The organism is Glutamicibacter sp. BS14, assembly GCF_056934375.1.
In genome coordinates this window covers 3,632,756-3,659,169 of the sequence record NZ_CM167801.1, presented here as the reverse complement: position 1 = coordinate 3,659,169, position 26,414 = coordinate 3,632,756, and the positions used below count along the sequence as shown (strand labels likewise).

Here is a 26,414-nt window from a genome sequence, read left to right as displayed (position 1 = left end):
CGGAACAAACGATGTGGTTCAGTAAGACAGAATTACGGTCACTCACACTTCGCCAAGGCGATGTAGTGGTCGTCGAAGGCGGTGCTGGCTACGGACGCTCGGCAGTGTTGCGTGATGATCTACCGGGCTGGGGATTCCAGAATTCGATCATTCGATTGCGCCCAATTGGAGGGCATGCCGATAGTAGATATCTTGACTACGCCCTTCAGGATGCGCTGACCGACGGGCGGATCGATCTGGCCACGAACACCGCGACACTTCCGCACTTCACGGCCGATAAAGTGTCGAAGTTTGAGATTACTGCCTTTGACCTCGATGAGCAGCGCGCCATCGCCGACTACCTGGACCAAGAGACGGCCCAGATCGACGCGCTCGTGGCCAAGCAGGAGGAGTTCATCGGGTTGCTGCGGGAGCGGCGGACTCATGCCCGGGAAGTACTTGCGTCGCATGTTTCCACTGGTCCGAGGTTGCGGTGGACTTTGCACGAAGTCGACGTCCGTGCTGGAACACGAGCTATTGAATTGCCGTTGTTCTCGGTTTCAATCGATTGGGGGGTCCGTCGTCGAGACGAGACGACGGACAAGCTCTCGCGCGCCGAGGAGCTGGATCACTACAAAGTCTGTCTCAAGGGCGACATAGTCATTAATCGGATGCGCGCTTTCCAGGGTGCCCTTGGCGTTGCTCCCGCTCACGGTGTTGTCAGTCCGGATTATGCGGTTCTTCGAGCTAAACTCAATGTCGACTCCGAGTGGCTTGCTGAGTTAATGCGAACTAAAGCTTTCGTAAGCGAGATTATTCAACGTCTTCGTGGCATCGGGGGGACAAGCAGCGGCAACGTGAGAACTCCGCGGATCAATACCGCAGATTTGCTCGATATTCGCGCACATATTCCGACAGCCATTGTTCAGCAAGCCGAACTTACAACGCTGACAGAAGAGGGCAAGCGAATCGACACGCTCATCGCCAAGGCCGAGGAACACATCGCTCTCGCCAAGGAGCGCCGCTCGGCACTGATTACCGCCGCCGTCACCGGGCAATTCGACGTACGCACCGCCCAGAAGGGAGCCCGAGTCTGATGGCATCACCAGACGGAACACGCGAGGAAGCGTTCGAGACAGAGATCGCTGAGTACCTCGCCGCGCATGGCTGGGAGTACAGCCGGACCGATGAAGGCTACGATGCCGAGCGGGCGATCTGGCCCGAGGACGTGCACTGGTGGCTGAGCGAGACGCAGCCCGAGGAATACGCCAAGGTTGTGCGCGTGGGTACCGGGGCCGAAGCCGCCGACCGGGAAGCACTGCTTTCTTCCCTCGTGTCCCGTCTGGACACTCCCATGAGTTCGGGCGGCAGCACACTGAACGTGCTGCGCCGCAAGTTCTCACACACCCGGGGTGCGACTGCGCACTTGCGCATGTGCCAGTTCAAGCCAGCCACGTCGCTGAACCGCGAGGTCAACGAGCACTACCGCAAGGTCCGCCTGCGCGTGGTGCGCCAGGTGCACTTCTCGCCAAAGAGGGGCGACTCGCGCTCCATCGACCTCGTGTTCTTCGTCAACGGCATTCCGGTGGCAACCTGCGAGCTGAAGTCGTTCTTCAAGCAGGAATGGCGCAGCGCCGTCACCCAGTACAAGCAGGACCGCAACCCGGCCGGCCAGCCGCTGCTCGGTTTCGGCACGCGAGCGCTCGTGCATTTCGCGGTGGACGACGACCAAGTGCATATGACAACCAAGCTTGCAGCAGAGAAGACCTACTTCCTGCCGTTCAACCGAGGCCACGATGCCACCGGAGCCTCGGGCAACCCCGCGAACCCCAACGGTGCGGCCACGTCGTACCTGTGGGAACAAGTGCTCCAGCGCGACAACTGGCTGGCAATACTCGGATCGCAGATGTTCCTGAAGGACGAGACTCATGAAGATCCTGCCACCGGTCGCATCCGGCACTCCACCGCGCTGATGTTCCCGCGCTACCACCAGTGGCGCGCGGTGACGAAACTTGTCGACTCCATCAGCCTTGAGGGTCCCGGACATCGGTACCTGATCGAACACTCCGCTGGCTCGGGCAAGACGAACACCATCGCTTGGACAGCGCACAGGCTGGCCCGCCTGCATGACCAGTCGAACCAGAAGACGTTCGACAAGGTCCTGATCGTCTCGGATCGCCGTGTCCTGGACAAACAACTACAGCAGGCCGTCGAACAGGTCGACGACACCGTTGGGACCGTCGCCGTCATCGACTCCGCGGCCGTGCGCCGTTCCGGCGGATCGAAGTCGCGAGCGCTGCTGGACGCGTTGACGGGCTCAGCGCTGATCGTCGTCGTCACCATCCAGACCTTCCCCTACGTCAAGGGGTTGCTGGACACAACGCTTGGCGACAAGAACTTCGCCGTGATCATCGACGAAGCGCACACCTCACAGTCCGGCAAGACCGCCGCCGACCTGAAGAAGGTCCTCACAGGCGGGGGAGAACTCACCGACGACGAGGAACTCGACAGCCAGGACGTCGTCAACCAAGTGGTGGAGGCCGACCTCGCCCGTGAGCGGAAGATCGCTGCCGAGACCGCTGCCCGTGCCGGTGCGCGTAACGTTTCGCTTTTGGCATTCACCGCGACGCCTAAGCACAAGACGAAGATGCTGTTCGGCCGGATGAACGACGACGGCATACCTGAGTCCTTCGACGTCTACTCGATGCGCCAAGCAATCGAGGAGGAATTCATCCTCGACGTGCTACGCGGGTACCAGACCTACAAGACCGCCTTCGAGATTGAGCAGCACGATGACAAGGGAATCATCACTAGCATCACCACTGGGGCAGAAGGCAACCCGTTGGTGGACTCGAAGGCCGCCACTCGCCAGATCATGCGCTTCGCCAAGCTGCATCCGACAAACGTCGGACAGAAGGTCGATGTCATAATCGAGCACTTCCGCGCGAACGTTGCCCATTTGCTCGACGGGCACGCCAAGGCCATGGTGGTCACCGACTCACGGCAGGCAGCCGTGCGCTACAAGATCGAGACGGACAGGTACCTGAAGCAGAAGGGCTACGGATACCAATCTATCGTTGCGTTCAGCGACAAGATCAGCGACGCAGAGTACGACCTCACCGACGCCACTGAGGCGACGATGAACCCAGGGGTCGGTGCGGATCTTGCCCGCGAATTCGGCCGGCCGGAGTATAGGCTGATGCTCGTGGCGGACAAGTTCCAAACGGGCTTCGACCAGCCGCTGTTGTGCGCAATGTACGTCGACAAGAAATTGCCCGACGTCCACGCCGTCCAGACGTTGTCCAGGCTGAACAGGACGTACCGTGCGCAGTCGGGGGAGAAGAAGGAACGGACCTTCGTGCTTGACTTCGTCAACGAACCGCAGGACATCCGCGATGCGTTCCTGCAGTACTACTCCGAGACGCACGTCGAGACAGCCACCGATCCGAACCTTGTGCATAAATTGGCGACCAAGCTGTCCCAGCCCCGCATCTACACGCAGGCCGACGTGGAGTGGTACGCGAAGGCGTGGTGGGCGCGCACCCAGTCCCACAGTGCGTTGACCGCGGCCGTGACTCCTGCACGCGACGAGTACGTTGCCCGGTGGGCAGATGCATCGGCAAGCAATGATGACCAGGCCCTCGATGAGTTGCGTACGTTCAAGAAGGATTGTGGCACGTTCGTGCGCTTGTACGACTTCATGTCCCAGGTCGTCGACTACGGTACCAGTGACTTGGAAAAGCTCGCGGAGTTCCTACGCCAGCTTATAAGGCTGTTGCCATCCGACGATGCCTCTGTCTCGGTGGACGTTTCCGGGCTCGAACTGCGCAAGGTCCGCCAGATCGACGGGGGCAAGGCGGACATCGGCCTGTCCGGCGACCTGGACACCCCGGTGCTCCCTGGGATCACCGGTGTCGGTTCGCATGTCTCGAGACAGGACCCGCAGCAGGAACTGCTTTCGGAGATCGTGGCCAGGATCAACGCGCTGTTCGGCGCGGAGTTCGCCGATCCGCAGATCCAGGGCTTCGTGATCGCTGCAGCCGGCATGGCCGCGGAGGATCCGCGCATCGGTGAGCAGATCGACCACAACGCGCTTGACCAGTTCATGGCGTCGCCAGAATTGCGGGAGATCCTGACGGATGCGGCAGTGCTGAACGAAGGCGCCTTCGGAAAGCTGACCGGTGCGCTGACAGGTGAGAATGACCGCGCGGACGACTTCATCCGTCTTGTCGCTGCGTACCTGTACCGTTCCAGGAAACTACGGTCGGATGAAGAAACGGGAAGCGATAAGTGACGAAGAATTTTCGAAGTGCTTGGAGCCGAGAAACTTTTGCCACCAGCTGTATGGAAAGCCGGTGGGACGCCTTATGAGGTGGTTTACCTGGAATAGCGGAACGGCCGACGACGGAACCATTCCGGATGAACGCGAAGTGCTTCCGCCAAACCCTGAGCATGCCTGGAAAGCGCTCGCGTTGGTTAACGAGTGGATCCGTCATTCCGACGCCAAGGCCGGTGTCACTTTGGCCTTTGCAGGTGTCCTGTGCACGATGACCTTCAACCTTGTCAAAGAAGCCGAATGTCGTACTCCCTTGGTTAATGTATTGGTAGTCGTCACTTGCGTACTGATAGGGCTGAGTGGAGGTCTTTGCGGATGGACTCTCACACCACGCGTGAATGACAAGGACTCCGATCGTGACGCCATAAATAGACTCTTTTTCGCGAGCATTTCGCAAAACTTCAAGGGCAAGCGTTCAGAATACGCGAGCGTGCTCCATACGCTCACTGCGGATCCTGTCGAGCTGACACGAGACCTTGCTGATCAGATTCACGCGAATGCTCGTATTGCATCAGTCAAAGCGAAATACGCAAAATGGGCAATGCGGTCAGCATTAGCTGCCGGGGCTACGGTAGCTGTTCTCGCTTTACTAATAGGAAGCGTCGGTAAATAGGGGGAGTAATGGACGGAAACTACAAAGCGTATAGCCATACAAGCAGTTCGGAACGCATCAAGAATATTCTGGACCAACCCGCAGGAGCCTTCGAGGAGGTCGACGCACTGCCAGACCGAGACAGTTTGACGTATTCCAACGGATTTTACGGAATGTGCTCAGCAGTCTTTATCGATATACGTGGCTCATCTGGCCTCACGACCAATCACAAGCGCCCTACATTGGCGAAGATCTACCGGGCCTTCATATCCGAAATGGTGGCAGTGCTGAACTCTGACGTGAATGTCCGGGAAGTCAATATCGTTGGTGATTGCGTTTGGGCTGTCTATAATACGCCGATTAAGCCGAACATCGATGCTGTTTTTAGCGTAGCATCGACGGCGAATACCCTCTTGGAGTTACTTAATTATCGCTATGGGAAGAAGGGTATTGACCCGCTTAAGATTGGCATCGGTATAGATTACGGGCGCGTTCTTATGATCAAAGCAGGCTTCAGCGGCAGTGGGATAAACGACGTAGTTTACATGGGCGACGTTGTTAACCGTGCCGCTCATCTTGCTCATGAGGCCGGTCGTGGATATGCAGATCCCATCTTCGTAGGAGGGGTATTCCAGCAGAATCTTAACGACCACAACCAAAGTCTCCTTCACTCAAGGTACGTTTCAGAGTTAGGAAACATCTATACCGGGAATGTAGTCAATTCGGAGATGAACAACTGGATAAAAACACTGCCGTGATAGTTCGTAAACTAGCATTGAGCCCAATTCTCCATAATGCAGGCCTGAATCCAGTTGAAGTGCAGGTGATCCGGCACGCCTTCGTCCGGGAGCACGATGATTCAGGCCTCCAGGGGATACACGCCGATTCCACCGACGAAGAGATCCTCTCCTATACATCCCAGCAGTCAGCGAAACCCAGAGTCTTTCCAGTGAATCCGCCTCGACTGTGGGTCGTGTTCATCCGCGAGGGCGGCGACCGGGCACGGTTCTGGTCCGTCGTGGAAAACCGGGGCGAGATCTCTAACGACGGCACTCTGCGCACGTTCGACTTGGAAGTGACCGACCATCTATCCGATCTCAGGAATCGCCTGGTAATTGGGTGGAAGTCTCCGCGCACCTGGCGGCTCAATGGGCCGACGGCGGCTGCCTATCCGGTGGTGGAGATCGCCGATGCGCAGCCGGTGCCTTTCCCAGGTTTCGACCGCCTGATCCTGGACTACTCGCAGTTGCAAGCCGTGATTCGCGAGCATCGGTACGCGTCGTGGCGCACGGCTTTGTCATCGGTCGTCGGGATCTACTTGATCACCGACACCCGCGATGGACGCCATTACGTCGGAAAGGCTGACGGCGCGGAGAACATCCACCAGCGGTGGGGCGTCTATGCGTCCAACGGCCACGGCGGCAACGTCGAGCTGCGCGGGCTTGATCCATCAAGTTTCAGATACTCGCTTCTCAGGGTCTTCGACCCCTCGACCCCCACTCGGGCGATCGATGAGTCTGAGAGCCACTTCAAACGGGCGTTGGACACCAGAACTCACGGTCTGAATCGGAACTGACTGAATTCTCCGAGCATAATCCAATAGGTGCTTGAGTCCAAGGCCTGGAATGATAAAAAGCAAAACCACTTACTCTCATAGGGGCACCCCGGACTATTGGATAAGCAGGGGCAGGACACCATGCCGAAATTGGTCGGCTGAGATTCCCTATGATCCTCGTATTAGGGGCTAGCAATAAGATAGCGAGCAGAATACGTCAGCCACATTTTCGGGGATGGGAACATCCTTACGATCCCTAGTGCCCTCTGTTCAGGCTCTGATATATCTTCGAACCGAAGCTTCTCAAGGCCATCCGTGAGCGCATCATAGGTTTCGGCTTCACCCCAAGGCACTTCAAGTCTTTTTAGCGGGACATTTTCCAGGGCTCCCTGTTTTCCCTCGATACGAAAAGGCTTTCAACTCTGATTTTATGCTATTCCCAGTGTGTTGACTCGACCCGAACTTGCTCAGAAGGCGCAGTGTCTCTTTTTCGGTAGACCTATTCTTGGTCTTGAACTGGATCGATATAGTCGTTCATGGGGACCTCATATGCTGCGCTGGGTCGTGCTATACACCTTGGGCAGGGATGAAATGACAGAATTATTGATCGTCTTACGGTCAGCTTTCGTTGTGTGCATATTCGGAGCTGTTAGCTACGAGGGGTGCATGTGCAACCGAACGCGATATCGCCGAGTCTTTGAGCGCTGATTCTACCGCAACGCTTGCACTTAACATGGTGAGGATCATCGTTGAGCGAAGGCGTGGTTAGAGGACCAAGGTAGATGTACCCATGACCTTCGCTGGCCGATTTTGCTTCAAGGAATGGAACTGGGGCGGGGTCCGCCCAGGTTCCTTGCCCACTACGGTTTCTCATTGCCCATTGACGCCAGTAACAGGCACGACAAGTAAGTTCGCCTTCTTTGTTTTTATCCAGGGTGTAGTTGAAACGGTAGTGTGCTTGTACGTGGCACTGCACGCATTCAGTGAGTTGCCAGTCATTGGGGTGGGTGAATTCTTCGAGTGCCCGGAGGCCGCCATGAAGCTGGATATCGGCAATGTGCTCAGTGCACCACGTGGGGCTGGTTCGTGTTTTGAAAGCCGCTGTTGCACTGCGTGGAGTAATCGAGCATTCCTGGTTGGTAGGAATAGGTTTCCGTTTGAGAGGCTTCGGAGGCTTTGTGACCACCGACTGATCACTCTTTGCTTCGTGAGCCTTCGAAGTTCTCGAGTGCAAAGCTGTCGAAGGTGACGTTTCTTCCGGGGAAGCAAGGATAACCTCAACGCTTTCGAGTTGCGTCCCCGCAAGGCAGCGGAGGAAGTCGTCCTCCGTCATGACCTCGATTGGCTGGCCCTTGTCTTGAAGTTCAAAGGCTCGGCGTGTTTTGCCGGTGAGATTTGAACCAGGACGTAAAACCGAAGGTTCAATGTCACCTACAACTAAGACGTTGGTTCGCTTTGTCGTGTTCTCTTCGGGAATGGCTCCAACACGAGCGCATTCTTGGCGTGCGGCATCGCGCGTCATCGATTGGAGCGTTCCGGTAAAGACAACGACGCGCCCGTAGAGGTATCCGGCTGGGTCTGCATCCGCATTCACCGAAACATGCGTGAATCCGCGAGATGAAGAACCTTGCGCTACGCTCCCGGAATACCGTCCTAGGCCCATGCTCCCCATGCGGATACCGATTTTTTGCGCTAGGTCGCGCACATCCGTGGCTTTTTCCTGTTGTGCGAATTGGTTGACGATTTTCACCACCGCCGAGGCGTCGGCGTGGGCGTCGTGGTGGTCCTCTAACGTGAATCCTAAAGAAGCAGCGACATAGGGCAACCGGTAGGAGGGAAGTGCTAGTGCTTTTCGTGCCATTACCAATGTGCAAAGGAAATCGAACCTTGGCCATTGGATGCCGTCAGCCTCACAGGCGTAGCGGATAACCCCGGTATCGAAAGCTGCATTATGGGCGACCAGCGTGTCTGCCCCAACAAAATCCACGATCTGAGGCAGCACATCTTTCCATCTCGGTGCCTCGACAACCATTTCGGGAGTGATCCCATGGATCCTTATGTTCCAATGGTCGAACCAGTCCGCGGCTTCTGGAGGACGTATAAGCCAATGGCATTGTTCGGTGACTTTTCCATCGCGTACACGGATGAGCCCAACTGAACATGGTGAACCACGGAAAGAATTAGCCGTTTCGAAGTCGATCGCAGTAAAGTCCAACACTGATATCACTAGCCCCCGATTGATGTTGATTCGCTTATTGCGCTCTTTCTGATTGTCTATGATATTGCAGAAGTAGAAGACAATTAGGACATAAAAATCCTGCCAGTGCCAACTTTGTGGACGAAAAAATCAATTGTGACTAGGAAACGATGCTTACTGAATGTGGATTTTATGCTTCTCAGGCTTGCTTACCGATTCGGCCCTCAAAGAGAGTTTTCGTCAATGTGACTTGGAGCCGCACGCAGTCTCGTGTCTGGTAATTGCCGGGCGAACTCCGAAATCTGACATCTCGGCGAAGCAGAAATCACTTGAGTTTTTCTGCGCGAATTCTCGAAATGTAACAATTGTTTCTTATACTGAATTCCTGGAGGGGATAAAGTACTTCGGGATTTTCTCAGTCCCGATACAATTGTTGATGAATCTGTGGAGGCTGGATTGTGAGACTTAAACAACTCAAGATAGAAAATTTTCGGTCCTGCGTCGAAACGACAGTTGATATGTCGGACGATATCACTATTCTCGTCGGAGAAAATGCATCAGGAAAAACTGCAATCATTGACGCGATCCGTTTAGGCACGCAATCAGCACTAGAAGGCCGCGGCATTTCCTTTACGCCGGAACGAGACCTGACTCATTCTGCACCTGATGGTGCAGTTTCTAAAGTTAGCCTCAGATACGAAAATTTGACGCCTGGCCAACTTGCGACGTTTCTGACGCAGGTTGTGGACGAAGATGAGAGCCTTACATACACTTATACGTTCAATACGTTACCGGACACGCCTTATTGGAAGCGCGCTTCCCATACGGTGGGCGCTATCGGAGTTGAAGATGCTGAGCCGGCTAATAGCATGCGACTAGCGCATGTATATTTGCCACCGCTACGTGATGCCGTTCGTGAACTCGACAGCGGGAGCGGAGACCGTCTGGCGGAAGTTCTCAAAGTCCTAACCACTGGAGATGATGTTACCCGTCAGGATTTTGTAGATGAAGCAAACCTCATTGTGGATGGAGTAGTAAAGCTTTCCCTTCCAGAGAAAGCACGTGGTGAGATTGAAGCGCACCTTAGTCAGATAACACCGCCAACTAGGCAGCATAAAGTTCAGTTTGATGGCCGCCGACATGAACTTCGACGACTAGCGGGCATGATGCGCCTCCAACTAACGGAGGCCGGGATTAATCCTAAAGAACTAGGCGCTTCAGGGTTGGGGTATGCAAACCTTGTATTCATTGCAACAATCGTTTTACAACTGACTAATGCTCAAGACTATGACCTAACCCTTTTGCTTGTTGAAGAGCCTGAAGCTCATCTTCATCCGCAACTACAATCCGTACTTCTTGACTATTTAGAGAAACAAGCCAGGGAGAGCCGTGCCGATGCAGACGAGACTTCGACCGAGCCGGCTGGAAGAATTCAGGTTGTAGTATCTACGCATTCACCACAGCTGGCCAGTTCTGTGGATGTTGAAGATATTGTGGTCGTTTCGCGTCACCAAACAAATAAAAGCGTTGGTATTCTTGTCGCTGCATCAACCCAGCAAAATACAGGTAATCAGGATGCACCAAGCACGGACATGGTTGTTCCAGATCAATGGAGCACCAAGACAACTGCATTGGGTGACCTTGGGCTAGACGAGTGGGATTACCGAAAGATAAACAGGTACCTCAATGCAACGCGTTCAGCTCTCTTGTTCGCAAGGCACGTCTTCCTGGTTGAAGGTGTAGCGGAATCAATTCTTATTCCAGAAGTCGCGAGACGGCACCTCCGAGCGCAGAGTACAGAGGCCAAGAGGCATCTGTCATCTGTTGCATATATCCCCATAGATGGTGTTGATTTTGATCCGTACCTGAACATACTGCTCAAAGGTACTTTTCCACGAGTAGACCGTGTGGTTGTCTTGACGGATGGAGACTTGGACAAGACCGGTAAATCCCAAGGTAAAGCGCGCAAAGAGCGCATCGAGGCGAATTTTGCAGATGACGTCAATGCAGGCAGACTGTTCGTCCGGCACGGCCTTACGACGCTTGAAGCGGACGTTTTTGGGATGTCTGGAAACGAAAAACTACTAAAGGCTGCTTACAAGAAAATACATCCGCGTTCAGGTAAGAAGTGGGACGATGCGTTCGGTGAGCTTGAAGACGACGCCATGATTCGCTCGAAGGAATTCGCTCGTATGCTCAGGCAAAAGAAAGGGGGTCTAGATCTTGGCAAGGGAGATTTCTCGCAACTGGTAGCTGAGTCGCTATACGACGGACAAGAACTAGCCTTGCCACAATATATAGAGCAAGCGGTCGAAGATATCCTAGATCGATTTATAGTCGACGAATCTACGAGCGAAGAGGCCGAGCTAGAGGAGTCTGGTGAACAATAGCGTGCTTACAGACGAGCAACAGCTAGCACTTCAACCACAAATTCAGCTAATTGAGGCTGGACCTGGTTCTGGGAAAACTCGTACTGTAGTTCAGCGTATGCACACTCTTTCGCAAACAAGTAAGGCAGGGCGTGCATTAATTTCATTCACGAATGCCGCTGCAGACGAGGCCATGCGTCGTGCTTCGGCGAATGGAACCACACTGCTCCCACCGAACTTTGTTGGCACCTTTGATGGGTTCCTGCACCGTTTCATCGTAACTCCTTGGCATGTTAGAAAGTTTGGCACGCGGCCGAACTACGTGCACTCTTGGGACGACTTAGGGAATGGACTTGAGCTGATCCGACATCGTGAAGTCAGTGGAACGGGCTTGAAAATGTCATCTTTCCGTCTCCAATCTGATGAAACATTCGTGTACCCAAGCGAAGCTCCAGGTAGCGACCGCATCTACGCAAAGCAGTTGGAAAAAGCCGGGTTCTCACCGTCCGATCTTGCTGCTGATGCAACCCGTCGTGCTAAAACATTGTTGGCAAATGGCGTCTTCGACAGTGACTGCGCAAGGTTGCGAGCGCTGAAGATTTTGAAGGCAGAAGAAAATTCTTGGCTTCTTCAACGCTTATCATTGAGGTTTCACGAAATCGTCGTAGACGAATTCCAAGATTGTTCAGACTTAGAAATAGCGATAATTGACGCTCTGAAATCGATGGGTATCCATGTCGTAGTTGTGGCCGATCCCGATCAAGCGATATACGAATTTCGCCAAGCATCGCCTATTTCCTACCAGCGCTTTAGACAGAATATTGATCCTGAATCAATTATTGATTTAGCAACTAACCACAGGTCAACACCTGCGATTTGTGAGTTTATTTCGAGCCTGAGAATGATTGGCAGTAGCTCGATTGACGCAGCGAAAGACGAGGTCAAGACTAAGATCAGCGTCTTTGTTGGATCAGTTGATTTTCAAAGACAACACTTCACGGAGTTGCTTGTATCGGAGGGTGTGCCGCTTCGTGATTCAATAATCCTCTCGCACAGGAAGAGAGATGCAGCAGCTCTCGCTGGCACGGCGGTTGATAAAACCGATTGGACTCATCGTACCTTTCGTGTTCTTCGATCCATTGCCGTCTTGCGGACATCAAATAGTACTCGAACGAGGAGAAGTGAAATCCAGAAACTTGGGAATTCGTTGCTGGACCTTTTTACATGGGAACCAGCTGAGCAACGGCTTCGAACGGCCGAAAAGCGTGAAATCCTGGAGATAACCGATTCTCAAGTCGCATCGTTCGGATCTGCGCTGATTGCGCTAAGTGCGAATTGGGCGGACTTAGACATGGCCAGATCCTCCATTATTGATCAGACTCAGGTTAGCTTTGGAAAGTTAGCTCGTCCGCTTAAAAGCCTGAAAGTTTCGCTGCGAAAACTTGATGTAAAGCATTGGAAATGGTGGCAGGAAGCTCTCCAGAACGCATCCAATTTGAGTCTTCCATCGAGTCACATCCACAGTGTCAAAGGTCAAGAATTTGATGCTGTCTTGCTAGCACTTAGTTCCGGGGCAAAGGGTCAGCCGAGTGTTCTGGATGATTGGGAAATAGGGGAATCTACCGAAGCTCTACGTGTCTTCTACGTGGGGGCGAGTCGCGCTAAGCAAGTTCTTGCTATTGCGTGTCCGCCAAAGAGTGAGACTCAATTCCGCCGAATACTTTCTTCGTGCAATATCGACGCGAGGTGGATCGTTGAGTAGGAGTCTTTTGCCAAAGGTAACAGACTCTCTGCAATCAGGGGTGTTATACGTCTAGAAAATGTACGACCACCGTTTCAGCGCGTGCAAGTACTCCGGCGGCCGAGGACAGTACCGAAATCAGGAATACCAGCAGCGACAGCTGAGAACTGACCGAAGCCACCGAGAAATCAGGCAACACTACTGGGCCTTCTTCCGCATCCGCGGTGATTGCCGCAACCCCGCTTCGGGCCCGTGGAATATTGCTTTGAAGTATTCTGCGGGCAGAGAAAGTGAAGACACGGCGGTCTTAGACGAAGGTACCGGCTAGTTCCTCGCGCAGCACTGCGGCACCTGTGTTCAGAGCGCTGAGCTTGGTCATTGAAACTGCGCGTGGGAACGGTGCCATGCTGCAGTTGGTGCTGGCAATCAGCTTGTCTGCGTCTACATATTCAAGCGCCTTGCGCGGGGTTTCGGACACCTCTTCAGGAGTCTCGACCCGCGGGTTGGCCACATCGATGGCGCCAAGCATAACCTTCATTCCTCGTGCCAGCTCTACAATCTCCACCGGCACATTCGGTTAATGGGATTCCAGCGAGATGATGTCGATCGAGGAACGCTGCAGCGATGGGAAAGACTTTTCACCGTGGCGCCACCAGATGCACAAAGATGCTTTCAAATTCCCAGGCCAACTTGTCGTGTCCGGGGTAATTGGCATCATGCACGGTGTCCAATGTGGTCATCGGGCCTGACAAAGCCCATCTGATTTGTTTGTCGTTTCAGGAGCGTAGGAATTACGCGCGCTCTGCATCGCCGGGGCGTTGCTCTCCATGGCGCCGACGGCCCTGGGCAGGCTCGCCTCCTTGCGGTAGCGCATCACCACTGGTCCCGGTTCTTAAGGTCGCCCGCCGCTCAGATGTTCTATGCAGGTGGTCACGAAGTGCTAGTGGGTTTGCTTGCGGTCGGAAATGATGTCGATCCCCTGGGGGCTTGCTCCAGTGCCGCGGTGCACATGGCTTCCTTCTTGCCTTTGATCAGTTCGGCTCTTTCGAGCGTCAATTGCGACCAGAGGGGCTCGGCGATCCGTGCTTACTACGATCTGTGGCACGTTGAAATGTCGTTCAGAACGACAAAGTCAAAACAGCGGGGCCAGCCGATCTTCGACCCTGAAATGGATTCCATTGATGCTCAGATTCCGGCAGATTTTTAGTCAGTGGTCGAGACCTTGCAAATGGGCCGCTAGCCAATAGAAGAAGACAAGGGGAATGTTGAATATTCCCCGCCTGACTAGGCTCGCAGGAAACGAGTTTTAGTTGAAAAAATTTCTTTGTGAATCTTCGGGTGATGAGCTACATTTAGCCTAATCATCAATTCTTCGGCTCGGGACAGAACAGCTTTACCAGTAATTGCTATTTTATTCTGTTGTGAGGTTCTTGCGCCGATCCGCACTATTTGAAGCAGGATAATTGAAAACTAAATTAAGCTCGGTGGCAATGTCGACGGCACTGATCACGGGATTGGTGCTCAGTGGCCCGGCAGTAAATGCAGAAGTGATTTCGGATGAGGTCGTCTCTACCCCAACGGAATCGTCAACGTTAGCGGACGTCCAGACGGAACCAGTTGCGTCTCAGGCGCCCGTATCGGACGACGCAGAATCCGAAGAAAGCATCACTTCAGCTGAGCCAGAGACGATGCTCGATGCGGAAGAAACCGTCGTGGCCGAGACATCAGAACCCGCCATCGACCCGGTAACTGAATCCTCGGAAGCTCCAACTGGCGAGTCCGACGTGGCCGCAGAATCTGAATCCACGGTGACGGAATCAGCTTCTTCGGCAGAATCTGACGCTGCATCTGACCTCACTGCTGAAGTTAGTGAGTCGGCCAAGGCCACCGAAACGTCATCGGAAGTCGCGGTTGAGGACGGAGATCCTCGCTGGGCTCAAATTGAGGCGCTGATGCCCGAAGGAAGTGAGGACTGGGACGAAGCTCAGTGGGAAGCTTTCGAGCAGACCGAAGCCGGGCAGGAGATGAACCGGCTTCTTGATGAATTGCTTGCTGAAGATGACTTCTGGGACGAAGAATTCGAGCTTTCGGATGAAGAGCTGGCTTTCTGGGAGTCCATTACCGAGCTTCTTCCCGAGGAAAGCTTCGACTGGGATGAAGCGGAGTGGGAAGCTTACTTCAGCACCGACCAAGGCCTCGAACTCCTTGACCTGATGCTGCCATTCATCGCCGAAATCATCGAAAGCGATGAAGACGCCGCTGAGTTCCAGGCGTTCCTCGAAGAAGTATTTGCCCATGATCCCGAACTGCGAGCGTACTACCTTGAGCTGTACTTCGGCATCGATGCAGCTCCCGAGGATAACGGTTCAGACGGAACCGTAACTGAAGAAGAAGTGGTTCCGTCTCAGAGCGAGTCTCCAACGGCTAGCGCCGAAATCAAGCCAGCAGGTGAAGTTAGCAAGGCGCCTGCATCCGATAAGCAGGCCGTCACGAAGGCTGCCGGTTCCACCGCGCCAGTACTGGCAATCACCGGCCTTGACGGTTTTTCAGCTGCAGGGCTAGGACTTCTCATGGCCCTTGTTGGTGCGGTATTTGTGGCCCGTGGACGCAGGAAGTCCGCCAAGCACTAACTCGCTGCGGCACAAGACCGCTAGTGCAATCTGAGGCTGTTCGGCCGCTGTCCCAAGGGACAGCGGCCGAACAGCCTCAACTGGATAACTGCGAGTTTTCATCCAGCCGATGCCAGGCGCGGTTATGGTAAACCAGTCCGTTGCTGGGTTGACCGGGTTCGCTATCTCGTTCAATATGCGACTGAAGCGCACGGGCCACAAAAACCGTGGACGTGCCAGCCTGGACTCGTTCAACGACCTCGCAGCGCACCCAAGCACGGACTTCATCAAATACCGCTTCACTGGTGCTCAGTCGTGACCACGTTTGCTTCTGTGCGAAGCGGTCAATGCCACTGGTCGCTCCCAATTTAGCCACCTCGATGTCGTGCTCATCCAAGCTGTGAACGACAAGAGATGTTGCGCGGGTGAGCACTTTGGCCGCCGAGGACAGCGCAGAAATCGAGAAGACGAGCAATGGCGGATCAACGCTGATCGAAGCCACAGATGTCGCAGTCAGGGCAACGGGGCCGTCTCCGGCATCGGCGGTTATCAGGCTGACGCCACCGGGGTGCCCGCGGAAGATCGCCTTGAAGTCTTCCGCGGGCAACGATGGCGTCGCCGATTCTGTCACTTCAGACGCGGGCACCAACAAGCTCCTCGCGCAGGATGCCAGCCCCTGCGCTGAGCGCACTGAGCTTGGCCAGGGCCACATCGCGGCGGAACGGGGCCATGCCGCAGTTGGTGCTGGCAATCAGCTTGTCTGCATCCACAAATTCCAGTGCATTGCGCAGAGTCTGCGCCACGTCCTCGGGTGTCTCCACAGCGTCATTGGCCACGTCGATAGCTCCGAGCATCACTCGCTTGCCGCGCACCAATTCGACGACCTCAAGGGGGACATTCGAATGGTGGGACTCCAGCGAAACGGTATCGATGGAGGAAGCCTGCAATAGCGGGAAGGACTTCTCGTAGTGGCGCCACTGTGTGCCGAGAGTTGCTTTCCAATCATTGTTCGCCTTGATGCCATAGCCAAAGCAGATGTGGACCACGGTCTCGGCTTTGAGCCCCTCGCAGGCACGCTCCAGGGCAGCAATGCCCCAGTCGGCGACCTCATCAAAAAAGACGTTGAAGGCGGGCTCGTCGAACTGGATGACATCCACCCCGGCGGCTTCAAGTTCGCGGGCTTCCTGGTTCAGGATGGTCGCGAATTCCCAGGCCAGTTTCTCGCGGCTGCGGTAGTGCGCATCGTACAAGGTGTCGACCATGGTCATGGGACCAGGAAGGGTCCACTTGATCTGGCGGTCGGTCAGCGTGCGCAGGAACTTCGCGTCCTCAACGAATACCGGCTTTTCGCGCTCTACTGCACCGACGACGGTGGGAACACTGGCGTCATAGCGGTTGCGAATGCGCACGGTCTCGCGCTTCTCGAAGTCGACGCCGCTCAGGTGCTCAATGAACGTGGTGACAAAGTGCTGGCGGGACTGCTCGCCATCGGAAATGATGTCGATGCCGCGCTGGTCCTGCTCGAGGACCGCAGCGCGCATGGCGTCCTGCTGGCCTTCGTGCAATTGCTCGTCTTCAAGCTTCCAAGGGGACCAAAGCTTTTCAGGTTCGGCAAGCCAAGAAGGCTTGGGCAGGCTACCGACAATTGACGTGGGGATAAGCGGAGAAGTCATAAGTTATCTTTCGGATTCTTAGGCGACAGGAGTCGGATAGGAAGAAGACCACTGATTGAGCAGTTGGCGATTCGGGATGATGAAATGCTCTTCGGTGAACTTGCCTTGGATCTTGCCCAACTGAGTTCGTTCTTCGCGGTCATAAAAAACGCGGGTGGGGGAGAAGTCCTCGGCGCCCAAACTCGGGTGATATACGGAAGGAGCAGCCGAATTGGCGTTGTAGATTTCCGGGCGGTAGATCTTCTGGAATGTTTCCATGGTGCTGATGAGGCTGATCAGCTGCAGGTTGGTGTAATCGTTGAGTAGGTCGCCGCGGAAGTAGAAAGCCAGTGGCGCTACAGCACCTGGCGGCATGAAGTAGCGGACGCTCAAGCCCATTTTCCCGAAGTACGCATCGGTCAATGAATTTTCGTCCTGCTGGTATTCCAAACCGAGCACTGGATGGCTGTTGCCGGTGCGGAAATAGGTCTTGGAAGTCGAGACGCTGATGCAGACCACCGGTAGCTGGGCAAAACGCTCACGGTAGGCCTGTGAGTTCAAAAAATGCTGGAAGAGCTGTCCGTGGAGATCACCGAAATCTTCTGGAAGCACCGGAGCTCCGCTGTCACTACACGAAGCTGGAAGCACCACGCTGAAGTCGTAATCTCGGACATAAGAAGAAAAATTATTGCCGACCATGCCCTGGGACCGAGTGCCGGTGAGTTTATCCACGATCGTGGTTTCAAGCACTTCTAAAAGAGGAAATTTCTGGTCCGTATTATCGGCAGAAAAATGCACATTTGCTGAAATGATTTCCAATTCCAAAGAATAGCGGTCGCCCTGGGGATTGTCCCAGTGAGCCAGGGAATTGAAGTGTCGGTTGATCATCGTCAGGGCATTGCGCAGGTTCTCTTCTCGGCGCTCTCCGCGTGCCAAATTGGCGAAGTTTGTCGTGGTGCGAGAATTTTCCGAAGGGGAGTAATTCTCGTCGAATCTGGTGGTGCTAATACTGAAATTTAATGCGTCTGCCATGACGGCCAATCTGTATTTGGGAGGCCTGGACAGGCCGCGGGGGAGTCGATGCGTCAATCATGCAGGGTGATTCTTGATATCGGGTAACTCGATATAACTATGGATTCATATAGACTCTGGCTATGGTTCAGGGAACGAATGGTCTGACATTGCAGCAGCTTCGCTATTTTGTGGCGGTGGCCTCCGAGGGCTCAATCTCCGCTGCCGCCGACCTGATTTACGTCGCGCAGCCCAGCATGTCGGCAGCGATGAAGGAACTCGAATCCCGGGTGGGACGCACCTTGCTGATGCGCTCAGCCAGGGGAGTGACGCTCACCGCCGAAGGCGCAGAATTCCTGGGCTACGCCCGGCAGGTGCTCGAGCAGGTGGAGCTTCTTGAGCACCGCTACCTCGGCCGCCCCGCCGCGCGGCGGCTGCTGGGCGTTTCCACCCAGCACTACTCCTTTGCGGTGGATGCGTTTGTCCGGATGGTGCAGGCCAGTGGAGCCGAGGAATACCAGTTTTCGCTCCGCGAGACGCGCACCGAAGAGATCATCGAGGACGTGCGCACCCTGCGCAGTGACATCGGGATCCTGTACCGCAACGACTTCAACCGGAAGGTCATCGACAAGCTGCTGCGCGAATCCCGGCTGGTCTTCCACCCGCTGTTCCTGGCCGAACCGCACATTTTCATCTCGCGCAGCAACTCGCTGGCCACCCGAACCCAGGTCACGCTCGAAGACCTCGAAGACCTGCCTCGGCTGACCTTCGACCAGGGCGCGAACAACTCGTTCTACTTCGCCGAGGAGGTGCTCTCCACGCGCTCCAGCCAACGCGAAATCCAGGTCTCGGACCGCGCTACGATCTTCAACCTGATGATCGGCTTGGGCGGTTACACGATCTCCACCGGCATCATCAGTGACGAGCTGGATCCCTCCATCGTCGCCATCCCGCTGGCCATCGAGGAACGCATCGAGATCGGCTGGATTGACCACGCCGCCATCCCGCTCACCGACCAGGCCCAGCGGTACCTGCAAGAAGTCCGCACCGTGGTCGCCAGCTTCGGGGTAGAAGTGCTCGGCTGAGCCGCCAGCAGCGTAACGCCTGGTCATCGAGCACCGGCACATCGTCACAAAATTCAGGAGAAACCGCTAAACCATGCGGTTTTTCTCAATTCTGCGCGTCATAAAAGGGTTCGGGCCCCCGCGTCATCATGACAAGGCGACGACATATGAAGCGTGGCGGCCTTGTATGAAGCCGGGCGCCGGATACCGCTTGCACCGTTTGCGGCGGATAGCCAACCATGGAAGAACAACCCATCAAGAGCGGCTGAGAGATCTGGCTCGGAGACGCCGCAGCAACCATCGGGAAACCGAAAGGTGCTACCGCCAGGAACGATGGAGCAGTTCCGAACGCGTTATTGCGTAGCATCGTGCCGCCGCACGATGCCAATCGGTGCACTCCCTCGCAGAGAATAGAGGAGGAGCCATGAGCCAGGAAACCGACGCGGTGCACGCAGGGTACCGCCCGAGCGGAGACTTCCGCCCGATGCTGCCGCCGCTGCACAATTCCGCAGCGTACCAATTCGCATCGCATGCAGAAGCGGTCGAGAAGTTCGCGCTGCGCCAGGCCGGCTTCACCTACTCGCGCACCGGCAACCCCACCGTTGCGATTCTCGAACAGCGCGTGGCTGCCTTGGAAGGCGGGGCCCACGCGGTGGCCACCGCCACCGGGCAGGCCGCCGTGGCCCTGTCCCTGCTGGCTCTGACCCAGGGACCCAAGCACATCGTGGCCTCCTCCTCGCTCTACGGCGGCACCGTGGACCTGTTCACCGACACCTTCGCGGACTTCGGCATCCGCATCAGCTTTGTCGACCAGGCCGATCCGTCCGCCTGGGCCGCTGCCATTGAGTCGGACACCCGGGCGTTCTTCCTGGAGTCCGTCTCCAACCCGCTGTGCACCGTGGCCGATCTGCCCGCCATTGCGGCGATCGCCCACGAGCACAACATCCCGGTGGTGGTCGATAACACCCTGGCCACCCCGCTGAATATTCGGCCGCTGGAACTCGGTGCGGACATCGTGGTGCACTCGGCCACCAAGGGGCTGGCCGGGCACGGCTCGGTGCTCGGTGGCGTCGTGGTGGACTCGGGGAAATTCGACTTCTCCGATGCCGCCCGCTGGCCACAGATCGCCGCCCCGCGGGTGCGGCTGAACAACACCTCGCTGCTTGAACGCCACGGACCGGCCGCCTACGCGATGCTGGTGCGCTCCAAGTTCCTGCACGACCTGGGCCCGACCCTCGCCCCGGCCAGCGCCCAGGGAATCCTGGCCGGCATCGAGACCCTGCCGGTGCGTGCCGCCCACGTGCAGCGCAGCGTCACCACGCTGATCGGCACTCTGGCTTCCCACCCGGGCATTGCGGCCATCCACCACCCGTCCCTGCCCGGCCACCCCAGCCACGAGCTGGCCCGGACGCTCACGCCCAAGGGCACCGGCTGCGTGCTGGCCATCGAGCTGGCCCACCCATCGCTGGTTTCCCCGGTAATCGACGGGCTCAAGCTGATTTCCCTGGCCGCGAATGTGGGGGACACCCGCACCATGGTCTCCCACCCGGCCACCATGACGCACTGCCGGCTCTCGGAGCAGCAGCTGGCCGCCGCGGGCCTGAACACCTCCACCCTGCGCCTGTCGGTGGGATTGGAAGACCCCGCCGACCTGCTCGCAGATATCACCCAATCGCTGGATCACGCACTGGCCGCAACCCAGACCACCGCCGACACCAAGGAAGTGAGTTTCGCATGAGCGGCTTCAACACCCTCGCCGTGCACGCCGGCCAGCACAAGGACCCGCACACCGGTGCGGTGATCCCGCCGATCTACCAGACCAGCACCTTCATCCAGGACGGCATCAACGTGCTGCGTGCCGGGCACGAATACTCGCGCGGCTCCAACCCGACCCGCAACGGGTTCGAATCCCAGCTCACCGCGCTGGAAGGCGGCGCCGCCGGCTTCTCCTTCGCCTCGGGGATCGCGGCCGAAGACGCGCTGCTGCGCGCAGTGCTTCAGCCGGGCGACCACATCGTGCTGGGCGCCGACGGCTACGGCGGCACCAACCGGCTGATCTCGAAGCTGCACGGCAAATGGGGGATCACCTCTTCAGCGGTAGACATCACCAACCTGGACTCGGTGCGCGCCGCGATGCGCCCGAACACCGCGCTGCTCTGGGTGGAAACCCCGTCCAACCCGCTGCTGGGCATCGCCGACCTGGCCGGCTGGGCTGCCATCGCCCGCGAACACGGCGCCCTGCTGGTGGTGGACAATACCTTCGCTACCCCATATCTGCAGCGCCCGCTGGATTTCGGCGCCCACGCGGTGGTCCATTCCACCACCAAGTACATCGGCGGGCACTCCGATGTGCTCGGCGGGGCCGTCATCGTGGCCGATCACCTGCACCGCGGGCAGAGCCTGGCCGAAGCCGTGGGCTACCAGCAGTTTGCCGGGGGCGCGGTCTCCGGTCCGCAGGATTCCTACCTGGCCGCCCGCGGGCTGAAGACCCTGGGCCTGCGCATGGAACGCCACGGGGCTACCGCCTCCACCCTGGCCCGCTGGCTCGATGACCAGCCCGAAGTCACCCGCGTCTACTACCCGGGGCTGGAACGCCACCCGGGCCACGAGCTGGCCAAGTCCCAGTCCGCGGCCGGCCGCGGCTTTGGCGGGATCCTCTCATTGCAGCTCTCCGATGAAGCCGCCGCCCGCGCCTTCGCCCAATCCATGGAGTACTTCCAGCTCTCGGTCTCCCTGGGCGGGGTGGAATCCCTGGTCTGCTATCCGCGCGAAATGACCCATGCTTCGCTGATCGGCACCCCGCTGGAAATCCCGGCCAATCTGGTCCGCCTCTCGGTGGGCATCGAGGAAGCCGACGACCTGATTGCCGATCTGGAACGCGGCCTGGCCGCGGCCCGCGCAGCGTCCAAACCGGTCGTCGCCCGGGCATGTGAAAAGACTCTGGAAAACGCCTGATCGCATCGAACCGCGATTATCGGGCGGCGTGCCCCTACCCTGAAGAATAGTAGTTGGGGAAGGGTGGAATCATGATCGGAATTCTCAATCGGCTCATCGAGCAAATCGAGGCTCAGCTACGCGCCGAGATCAACCTCGCTGACCTGCTGCGCACCGAAGGCAGCACCGAATACCATGCGCGGCGGATGTTCTCCTCGCTGTCCGGCATGCCGGTCTCCGAGTACATCCGCCGGCGCCGCATGACCCAGGCCGCCGCGGATCTGCTTGCCGGTCAGGACCTGCTGAGCATCGCGATCCGTTACGGCTATGGTTCGGCCGAAGCATTCGGCCGGGCCTTCCGAGCGGTGCATGGCGCGTCCGTGGCCGATGTCCGCGAGAATGGTGGCCCCCTTCGAAGCCAACCAATCATCAGGTTCAGCCTGACCGTCGAAGGGAATCGTCCCATGGATGCACGAATAGTTGATCGAGAAGAATTCCAGCTCATTGGATACGCCACGCAGGTACCGCTGATTCACAACGGTGCCAACCCGCACATCCAGGCCCACATCGCCTCCATCCCGATAGCCGAGCACGCTCGGCTCAAGGAGCTGTCTTCCGCGCAACCTGCCGGTTTGCTGCAGGTCAGCGACCAGGTAGACCCCGATTACCGCGAAGGCAGCGAGCTGACCTACCTGCACGGTGTCGCCGTACCCGGTGGCATCCAGGTGCCCAAGGACCTGGACATGATCCAGGTTCCTGCTGGCCAGTGGGCGGTCTTCAGCGTTTCGGGCCCCTACCCGTCAGCGTTGCAGGACCTCTACGCCGCCACCGCTACCGCGTGGTTCCCGTCCAATCCGTGGCGTTTGCGCGTGGGGCCGTCCATTGTCGCCGTGCTCGATCGGGCCCCGGACTTCAGCACCGCGACCTGCGAGCTCTGGCTGCCGGTTGAAGCCGGCAACTAGACTTGTCCACAGCCCGTACACGCATGCCCTGCAGATCCATTTCTGCGGGGCATGGTGTACCCATGAGCAGAGAAATCGCGCAAGCGCTGAAGGACCTGGCCGACGCCAACGCGTTGGCCGCTTCAGCGACCCATGTCCTGGCCCAAGGCGGCCTCACCGCCGGCCAGGCCGCCTATTTTTCGATGCTCGCTGAAGACACGTCCCAATCTCTCGCCCGGACCCAGGTCCACGCGGCAGCTGCCCTGCGGCGTACCGGCGCCCACAAGCTCGACCAGGAATCCTTCCAGGCCATCTCCGATCTCGGGGCCCACCCCACCGTCGAGCAAATCGAAGCCGCGAAGGGGCACACCACGACAGCGCGCACGCATTTCAAGGACGCCAAAGGACTGATGACCGGCTGGCTGGATATCCCGCGCAGCACCGCCGCCGCCCGCCTGGTGCAGGCCGACTGCCTGCTTGGCGGCACGAACGAGGCAGGACAACCGACTGATCCGTGGCTGCCGGAGCTTGCTACGCAGTTCGACGACCCGAGCATTGATCCGCGGCTGGTTGCCTCGGCGGCAATGAAGCTGCATTCGCTCCGCAAGGATCTGGGCGAAGGCAAAGCCGCAGAGGCGAAGAAGCAGCAGCTCCAGGCAGAATCCGCAGCCTTCCTGCGTTCAGAGCCCAAGTCAGCGCGCAAGCACATCAACGATATGGTCTCGCAGATCAAAGCGGGCCAGCGCCCGCTCAAGGCTCTGCTCGACGGAATCGGGATCTTCAAGCGCGGTATGCGCAAAGGGCTGGTTGAATACATCATTCGTGTTCTCCCATCGCATGCCGCATACATCGAGGCCTACTTCGCCAATCTGGACAATCCTTCCACTGTTGCCGGCAACCGCGAGGGCTTGAAAGACGTTGATGCCCAGTTCACCGGTGAGGAAACCAGCGGCTGGGACGATGAAGAAAGCAAACCCGACTGGGCAAAAGACGGACCGGGTGGCGACGCTACGGAGGACATTGGAGATCTCGACTCGGAAGACGAGAATCTCCACTGCGGAAATGATGAGCTCCAGCCAGAAGTTGCTTCCGCCGAAGCGAAGCCGGCCAACGCTGAATGGGAAGACCTGAAACCCGAGCGAAGACGACTCGTTGGTTTCATGGCCTTGCTGATGAGCGAACGGAAACCCAGCGGAGGCCCGCCGGAACAGCAATCAGGACTTGCCAGCGCGCAGGTGAGCGTCATCTTGGATTGGGATAAATTGCAACAGCGGACCGAGGATTTCGCTGTGACCTCCTCGGGGATTCTGCTATCCCCGGGAGAAACCAGGACCGCACTGTGCAATGCCGGGATTCTCCCGGTGGTGCTGAACGGCAAGAGCCTGCCCTTGGATCTCGGACGAACGCAGCGGCTATTCACCAAGGCCCAAGTCCGAGCCCTGCGGGCAGCCTATCGAGGCTGTTCCTATCCCGGGTGCAGCATGCCTGCGCAGCGGTGCGAAGCGGATCATCTGGATCCGTGGGAGAAGGGCGGGCGCACTGATATCAAGTCTGCGGTGTTGAATTGCTTGATTCACCATACGGCCAGGCATTGCGGATTGTTCCAGGCGGTGAAGATCCCTGGGAGCCGGCCGATGGTGCTGTTGCCGCCGGAGTTGGATCCGGAACAGAAATTGCGGATCAACACCTATTTCATGACGCCGGCCGAAGCCTTGGACGCCGAAGCGTTGGCGGAGGAGACCACAGTGAGGTGGCGTGCGGGATTGCTGGAAGTAGAACTTGCCGAGCCATGAGCAGCGCGCACAATGCTTAAAGCAAAAGCTCCTGGAAGCGTGTGCTTCCAGGAGCTTGCAAACTCTAGGCGTTGGCTTCCAGATGCTTGGCTGCCAGCACGAGATAGTGATCAGCGTTGGTCTTCAACCCGGCGACTTCTTCATCGCTCAGTTCGCGGCGGACCTTGGCAGGAACTCCGGCAACCAGTGAACGCGGCGGAACCTGGGTGCCTTCCAACACCAGTGCACCTGCAGCAACCAGCGACTGCTCGCCAATCACCGCGCCATTCATGATGGTCGCGCTCATGCCCACAAGGCAGCCGTCACCTACGGTGGCGCCGTGCACCACAGCCGAGTGGCCCACTGAGATGCCCGCACCCAGGGTGCAAGGAAAACCTTCATCGGCGTGAAGCACGACGTTGTCCTGCAAGTTGGTGCCTTCACCCACACGAATCGGCGCCGAATCGCCGCGCACGGAGACGCCATAGAAGGCGCTGGAGTGATCCGCGAGGGCGACATCCCCGCTCAACACTGCGGTGGGTGCGACAAAAACGTTCTCGCCGACCTGTGGGGTCGACCCTGCAATAGTAATAATGTGTCTCATGCCACCCACTCTAATTGTCGCGGGGGCACGGGGCGAGTCACGAGAAGACGATGGTGCGCTGGCCGTCGAGCATCACCCGGTGCTCGGCATGCCACTGCACCGCGCGGGTCAGTGTCCGGCCTTCCACGCTGCGGCCCAGCTCAACGAGCTGCTCGGCGGTGCGCGTGTGCGAGACGTGGGTGACTTCCTGGTCGATGATCGGACCTTCATCGAGGTCCGCGGTGACGTAGTGCGCGGTGGCACCGATCAGCTTCACGCCGCGGGCGTAGGCCTGGTGGTACGGCTTGGCGCCCTTGAAGGAGGGCAGGAAGGAGTGGTGGATGTTGATGACCCGGCCTTCCATGCGCTCGCAGAGCGAATCCGAAAGGATCTGCATGTAGCGGGCAAGCACCACCAGCTCGATGTTGTAATCTTCGGCGAGCTTGAGCAGCTCAGCCTCGGCCTGGGACTTGTTCTCCTTGGTCACCGGCAGGTGCACGAAGTCCACCCCGTAGAAGTCGGCCATCGGCTTGAGATCCAGGTGGTTGGAAACGATCACCGGTACGTCGATGGCCAGCGTGCCGGCACGCTGGGCGAATAACAGGTCGTTGAGCGCATGCCCGGCCTTGGAGCACATGATCATGGTGCGGGTGCGCTTGGCGCCATCGTCCACACGGAGGGACATGTGGAAATCGTCGCGGATGGGGGCGAGCCCCGCGCGGATCTGTTCCAGGGACTGCTCGGTGGCTACCTCGATGCGCATGAAGAAGGTGCCGGTTTCGGGCGAGAGGAACTGCTGGGACTCGGTGATATTGCAACCGGCACCCAGTAGACCCCCGGAAATGGCATGGACGATGCCGGGACGGTCGATGCAAGATAGGGTGACGATGAAATTGTTCATGCATTGAGATTAACCGGCTGGCGCGCTGCATGCACATTCGTCTCGGTGGAGTTACACAGTTAGGCGTCGAAGCTACTGGATCATCAGCAGGTTTCCGCACTCAGCCGAGGTGCTTTATGCGTCTTCAAAAAACACCGTGCGAACTAATGATCAATACCTGGCCGCGCTATGACATGAT

The 26,414-nt window shown here is 57.4% G+C and carries 21 protein-coding genes and 1 riboswitch; of the genes, 14 read left to right on the top strand and 7 right to left on the bottom strand.

Annotated features, from left to right (window positions below):
* Positions 1–65 precede the first annotated feature (65 nt).
* The 5 genes from AC1Z36_RS17190 to AC1Z36_RS17170 are packed head-to-tail and all read left to right on the top strand — an operon-like array spanning position 66 to position 6,483.
* The gene (locus tag AC1Z36_RS17190; protein ID WP_483561508.1) at positions 66–1,076 is read left to right on the top strand and encodes a restriction endonuclease subunit S domain-containing protein; all 1,011 of its coding nucleotides are present in this window, start codon (positions 66–68) and stop codon (positions 1,074–1,076) included.
* Complete coding sequence (locus AC1Z36_RS17185) at positions 1,076–4,273, top strand: type I restriction endonuclease subunit R (RefSeq protein WP_483561507.1); 3,198 nt, start codon at positions 1,076–1,078, stop codon at positions 4,271–4,273. Before AC1Z36_RS17190 ends, AC1Z36_RS17185 begins: the two co-directional genes overlap by 1 nt.
* Positions 4,248–4,928, top strand: a complete 681-nt coding sequence (locus tag AC1Z36_RS17180; RefSeq protein ID WP_483561506.1) for a Pycsar system effector family protein — start codon at positions 4,248–4,250, stop codon at positions 4,926–4,928. Before AC1Z36_RS17185 ends, AC1Z36_RS17180 begins: the two co-directional genes overlap by 26 nt.
* 8 nt (positions 4,929–4,936) lie before the next feature.
* Positions 4,937–5,665, top strand: coding sequence for an adenylate/guanylate cyclase domain-containing protein (locus AC1Z36_RS17175; RefSeq protein ID WP_483561505.1), 729 nt, complete (start codon positions 4,937–4,939; stop codon positions 5,663–5,665).
* A gap of 17 nt (positions 5,666–5,682) precedes the next feature.
* Positions 5,683–6,483, top strand: a complete 801-nt coding sequence (locus AC1Z36_RS17170) for a GIY-YIG nuclease family protein (RefSeq protein WP_483561504.1) — start codon at positions 5,683–5,685, stop codon at positions 6,481–6,483.
* A gap of 628 nt (positions 6,484–7,111) precedes the next feature.
* On the opposite strand, the gene AC1Z36_RS17165 is transcribed toward AC1Z36_RS17170, so the two are convergent.
* Positions 7,112–8,680 (bottom strand): exonuclease domain-containing protein, encoded by a 1,569-nt coding sequence (locus tag AC1Z36_RS17165; protein ID WP_483561503.1) that lies wholly within the window; start codon positions 8,678–8,680, stop codon positions 7,112–7,114.
* 437 nt (positions 8,681–9,117) lie between these two features.
* Here AC1Z36_RS17165 and AC1Z36_RS17160 point away from each other — a divergent pair, with 437 nt between their 5' ends.
* Positions 9,118–11,049 carry an ATP-dependent nuclease gene (locus AC1Z36_RS17160; RefSeq protein ID WP_483561502.1) on the top strand — a complete coding sequence of 644 codons (1,932 nt, stop codon included), beginning with the start codon at positions 9,118–9,120 and terminating at the stop codon, positions 11,047–11,049.
* A complete protein-coding gene (locus AC1Z36_RS17155) occupies positions 11,039–12,790 on the top strand; it encodes a UvrD-helicase domain-containing protein (protein WP_483561501.1) in 1,752 nt (583 codons plus the stop codon). The genes AC1Z36_RS17160 and AC1Z36_RS17155 overlap by 11 nt, the downstream gene beginning before the upstream one ends.
* 286 nt (positions 12,791–13,076) lie before the next feature.
* Here the strand turns inward: AC1Z36_RS17155 and AC1Z36_RS17150 are convergent, their stop codons facing one another.
* Positions 13,077–13,334, bottom strand: a complete 258-nt coding sequence (locus AC1Z36_RS17150; RefSeq protein WP_483561500.1) for a hypothetical protein — start codon at positions 13,332–13,334, stop codon at positions 13,077–13,079.
* A 378-nt stretch (positions 13,335–13,712) separates the two neighbouring features.
* Between AC1Z36_RS17150 and AC1Z36_RS17145 the strand changes: the two genes are divergently transcribed.
* On the top strand, positions 13,713–13,976 hold the full coding sequence (locus AC1Z36_RS17145) for a hypothetical protein (RefSeq protein ID WP_483561499.1): 264 nt from the start codon (positions 13,713–13,715) through the stop codon (positions 13,974–13,976).
* Between the two features lie 277 nt (positions 13,977–14,253).
* Positions 14,254–15,399, top strand: a complete 1,146-nt coding sequence (locus AC1Z36_RS17140) for a hypothetical protein (protein WP_483561498.1) — start codon at positions 14,254–14,256, stop codon at positions 15,397–15,399.
* A 76-nt stretch (positions 15,400–15,475) separates the two neighbouring features.
* Here AC1Z36_RS17140 and AC1Z36_RS17135 read toward each other — a convergent pair whose 3' ends face one another.
* Genes AC1Z36_RS17135 through AC1Z36_RS17125 form a run of 3 tightly spaced genes read right to left on the bottom strand, consistent with a single transcriptional unit; the run spans position 15,476 to position 18,062 of the window.
* A complete protein-coding gene (locus AC1Z36_RS17135; RefSeq protein WP_483561497.1) occupies positions 15,476–16,024 on the bottom strand; it encodes a flavin reductase family protein in 549 nt (182 codons plus the stop codon).
* Positions 16,011–17,051 (bottom strand): methionine synthase, encoded by a 1,041-nt coding sequence (locus tag AC1Z36_RS17130; protein ID WP_483561496.1) that lies wholly within the window; start codon positions 17,049–17,051, stop codon positions 16,011–16,013. Before AC1Z36_RS17130 ends, AC1Z36_RS17135 begins: the two co-directional genes overlap by 14 nt.
* A gap of 18 nt (positions 17,052–17,069) precedes the next feature.
* Positions 17,070–18,062: a DUF1852 domain-containing protein gene (locus AC1Z36_RS17125; protein WP_483561495.1), complete on the bottom strand. Its 993-nt coding sequence runs from the start codon at positions 18,060–18,062 to the stop codon at positions 17,070–17,072.
* Positions 18,063–18,184: 122 nt separating this feature from the next.
* Between AC1Z36_RS17125 and AC1Z36_RS17120 the strand changes: the two genes are divergently transcribed.
* The 5 genes from AC1Z36_RS17120 to AC1Z36_RS17100 all read left to right on the top strand — a co-directional run bounded on the left by AC1Z36_RS17120 (position 18,185) and on the right by AC1Z36_RS17100 (position 24,773).
* Positions 18,185–19,126 (top strand): LysR family transcriptional regulator, encoded by a 942-nt coding sequence (locus AC1Z36_RS17120; RefSeq protein ID WP_483561494.1) that lies wholly within the window; start codon positions 18,185–18,187, stop codon positions 19,124–19,126.
* A gap of 228 nt (positions 19,127–19,354) precedes the next feature.
* A riboswitch (SAM riboswitch) is annotated at positions 19,355–19,445 on the top strand.
* An 84-nt stretch (positions 19,446–19,529) separates the two neighbouring features.
* Positions 19,530–20,843 carry an O-acetylhomoserine aminocarboxypropyltransferase/cysteine synthase family protein gene (locus AC1Z36_RS17115; protein WP_483561493.1) on the top strand — a complete coding sequence of 438 codons (1,314 nt, stop codon included), beginning with the start codon at positions 19,530–19,532 and terminating at the stop codon, positions 20,841–20,843.
* A complete protein-coding gene (locus AC1Z36_RS17110; RefSeq protein WP_483561492.1) occupies positions 20,840–22,060 on the top strand; it encodes a cystathionine gamma-synthase in 1,221 nt (406 codons plus the stop codon). Before AC1Z36_RS17115 ends, AC1Z36_RS17110 begins: the two co-directional genes overlap by 4 nt.
* A 71-nt stretch (positions 22,061–22,131) precedes the next feature.
* Entirely contained in the window at positions 22,132–23,001 is an 870-nt protein-coding gene (locus tag AC1Z36_RS17105) for an AraC family transcriptional regulator (RefSeq protein ID WP_434692044.1), read from the top strand.
* A gap of 62 nt (positions 23,002–23,063) precedes the next feature.
* On the top strand, positions 23,064–24,773 hold the full coding sequence (locus AC1Z36_RS17100) for an HNH endonuclease signature motif containing protein (RefSeq protein WP_483561491.1): 1,710 nt from the start codon (positions 23,064–23,066) through the stop codon (positions 24,771–24,773).
* Between the two features lie 64 nt (positions 24,774–24,837).
* Here AC1Z36_RS17100 and AC1Z36_RS17095 read toward each other — a convergent pair whose 3' ends face one another.
* Together AC1Z36_RS17095 and purU are read right to left on the bottom strand one after the other, a co-directional pair.
* Positions 24,838–25,356, bottom strand: a complete 519-nt coding sequence (locus AC1Z36_RS17095) for a gamma carbonic anhydrase family protein (RefSeq protein ID WP_483561490.1) — start codon at positions 25,354–25,356, stop codon at positions 24,838–24,840.
* Positions 25,357–25,393: 37 nt separating this feature from the next.
* On the bottom strand, positions 25,394–26,236 hold the full coding sequence (purU, locus tag AC1Z36_RS17090) for a formyltetrahydrofolate deformylase (protein ID WP_483561489.1): 843 nt from the start codon (positions 26,234–26,236) through the stop codon (positions 25,394–25,396).
* Positions 26,237–26,414 lie beyond the last annotated feature (178 nt).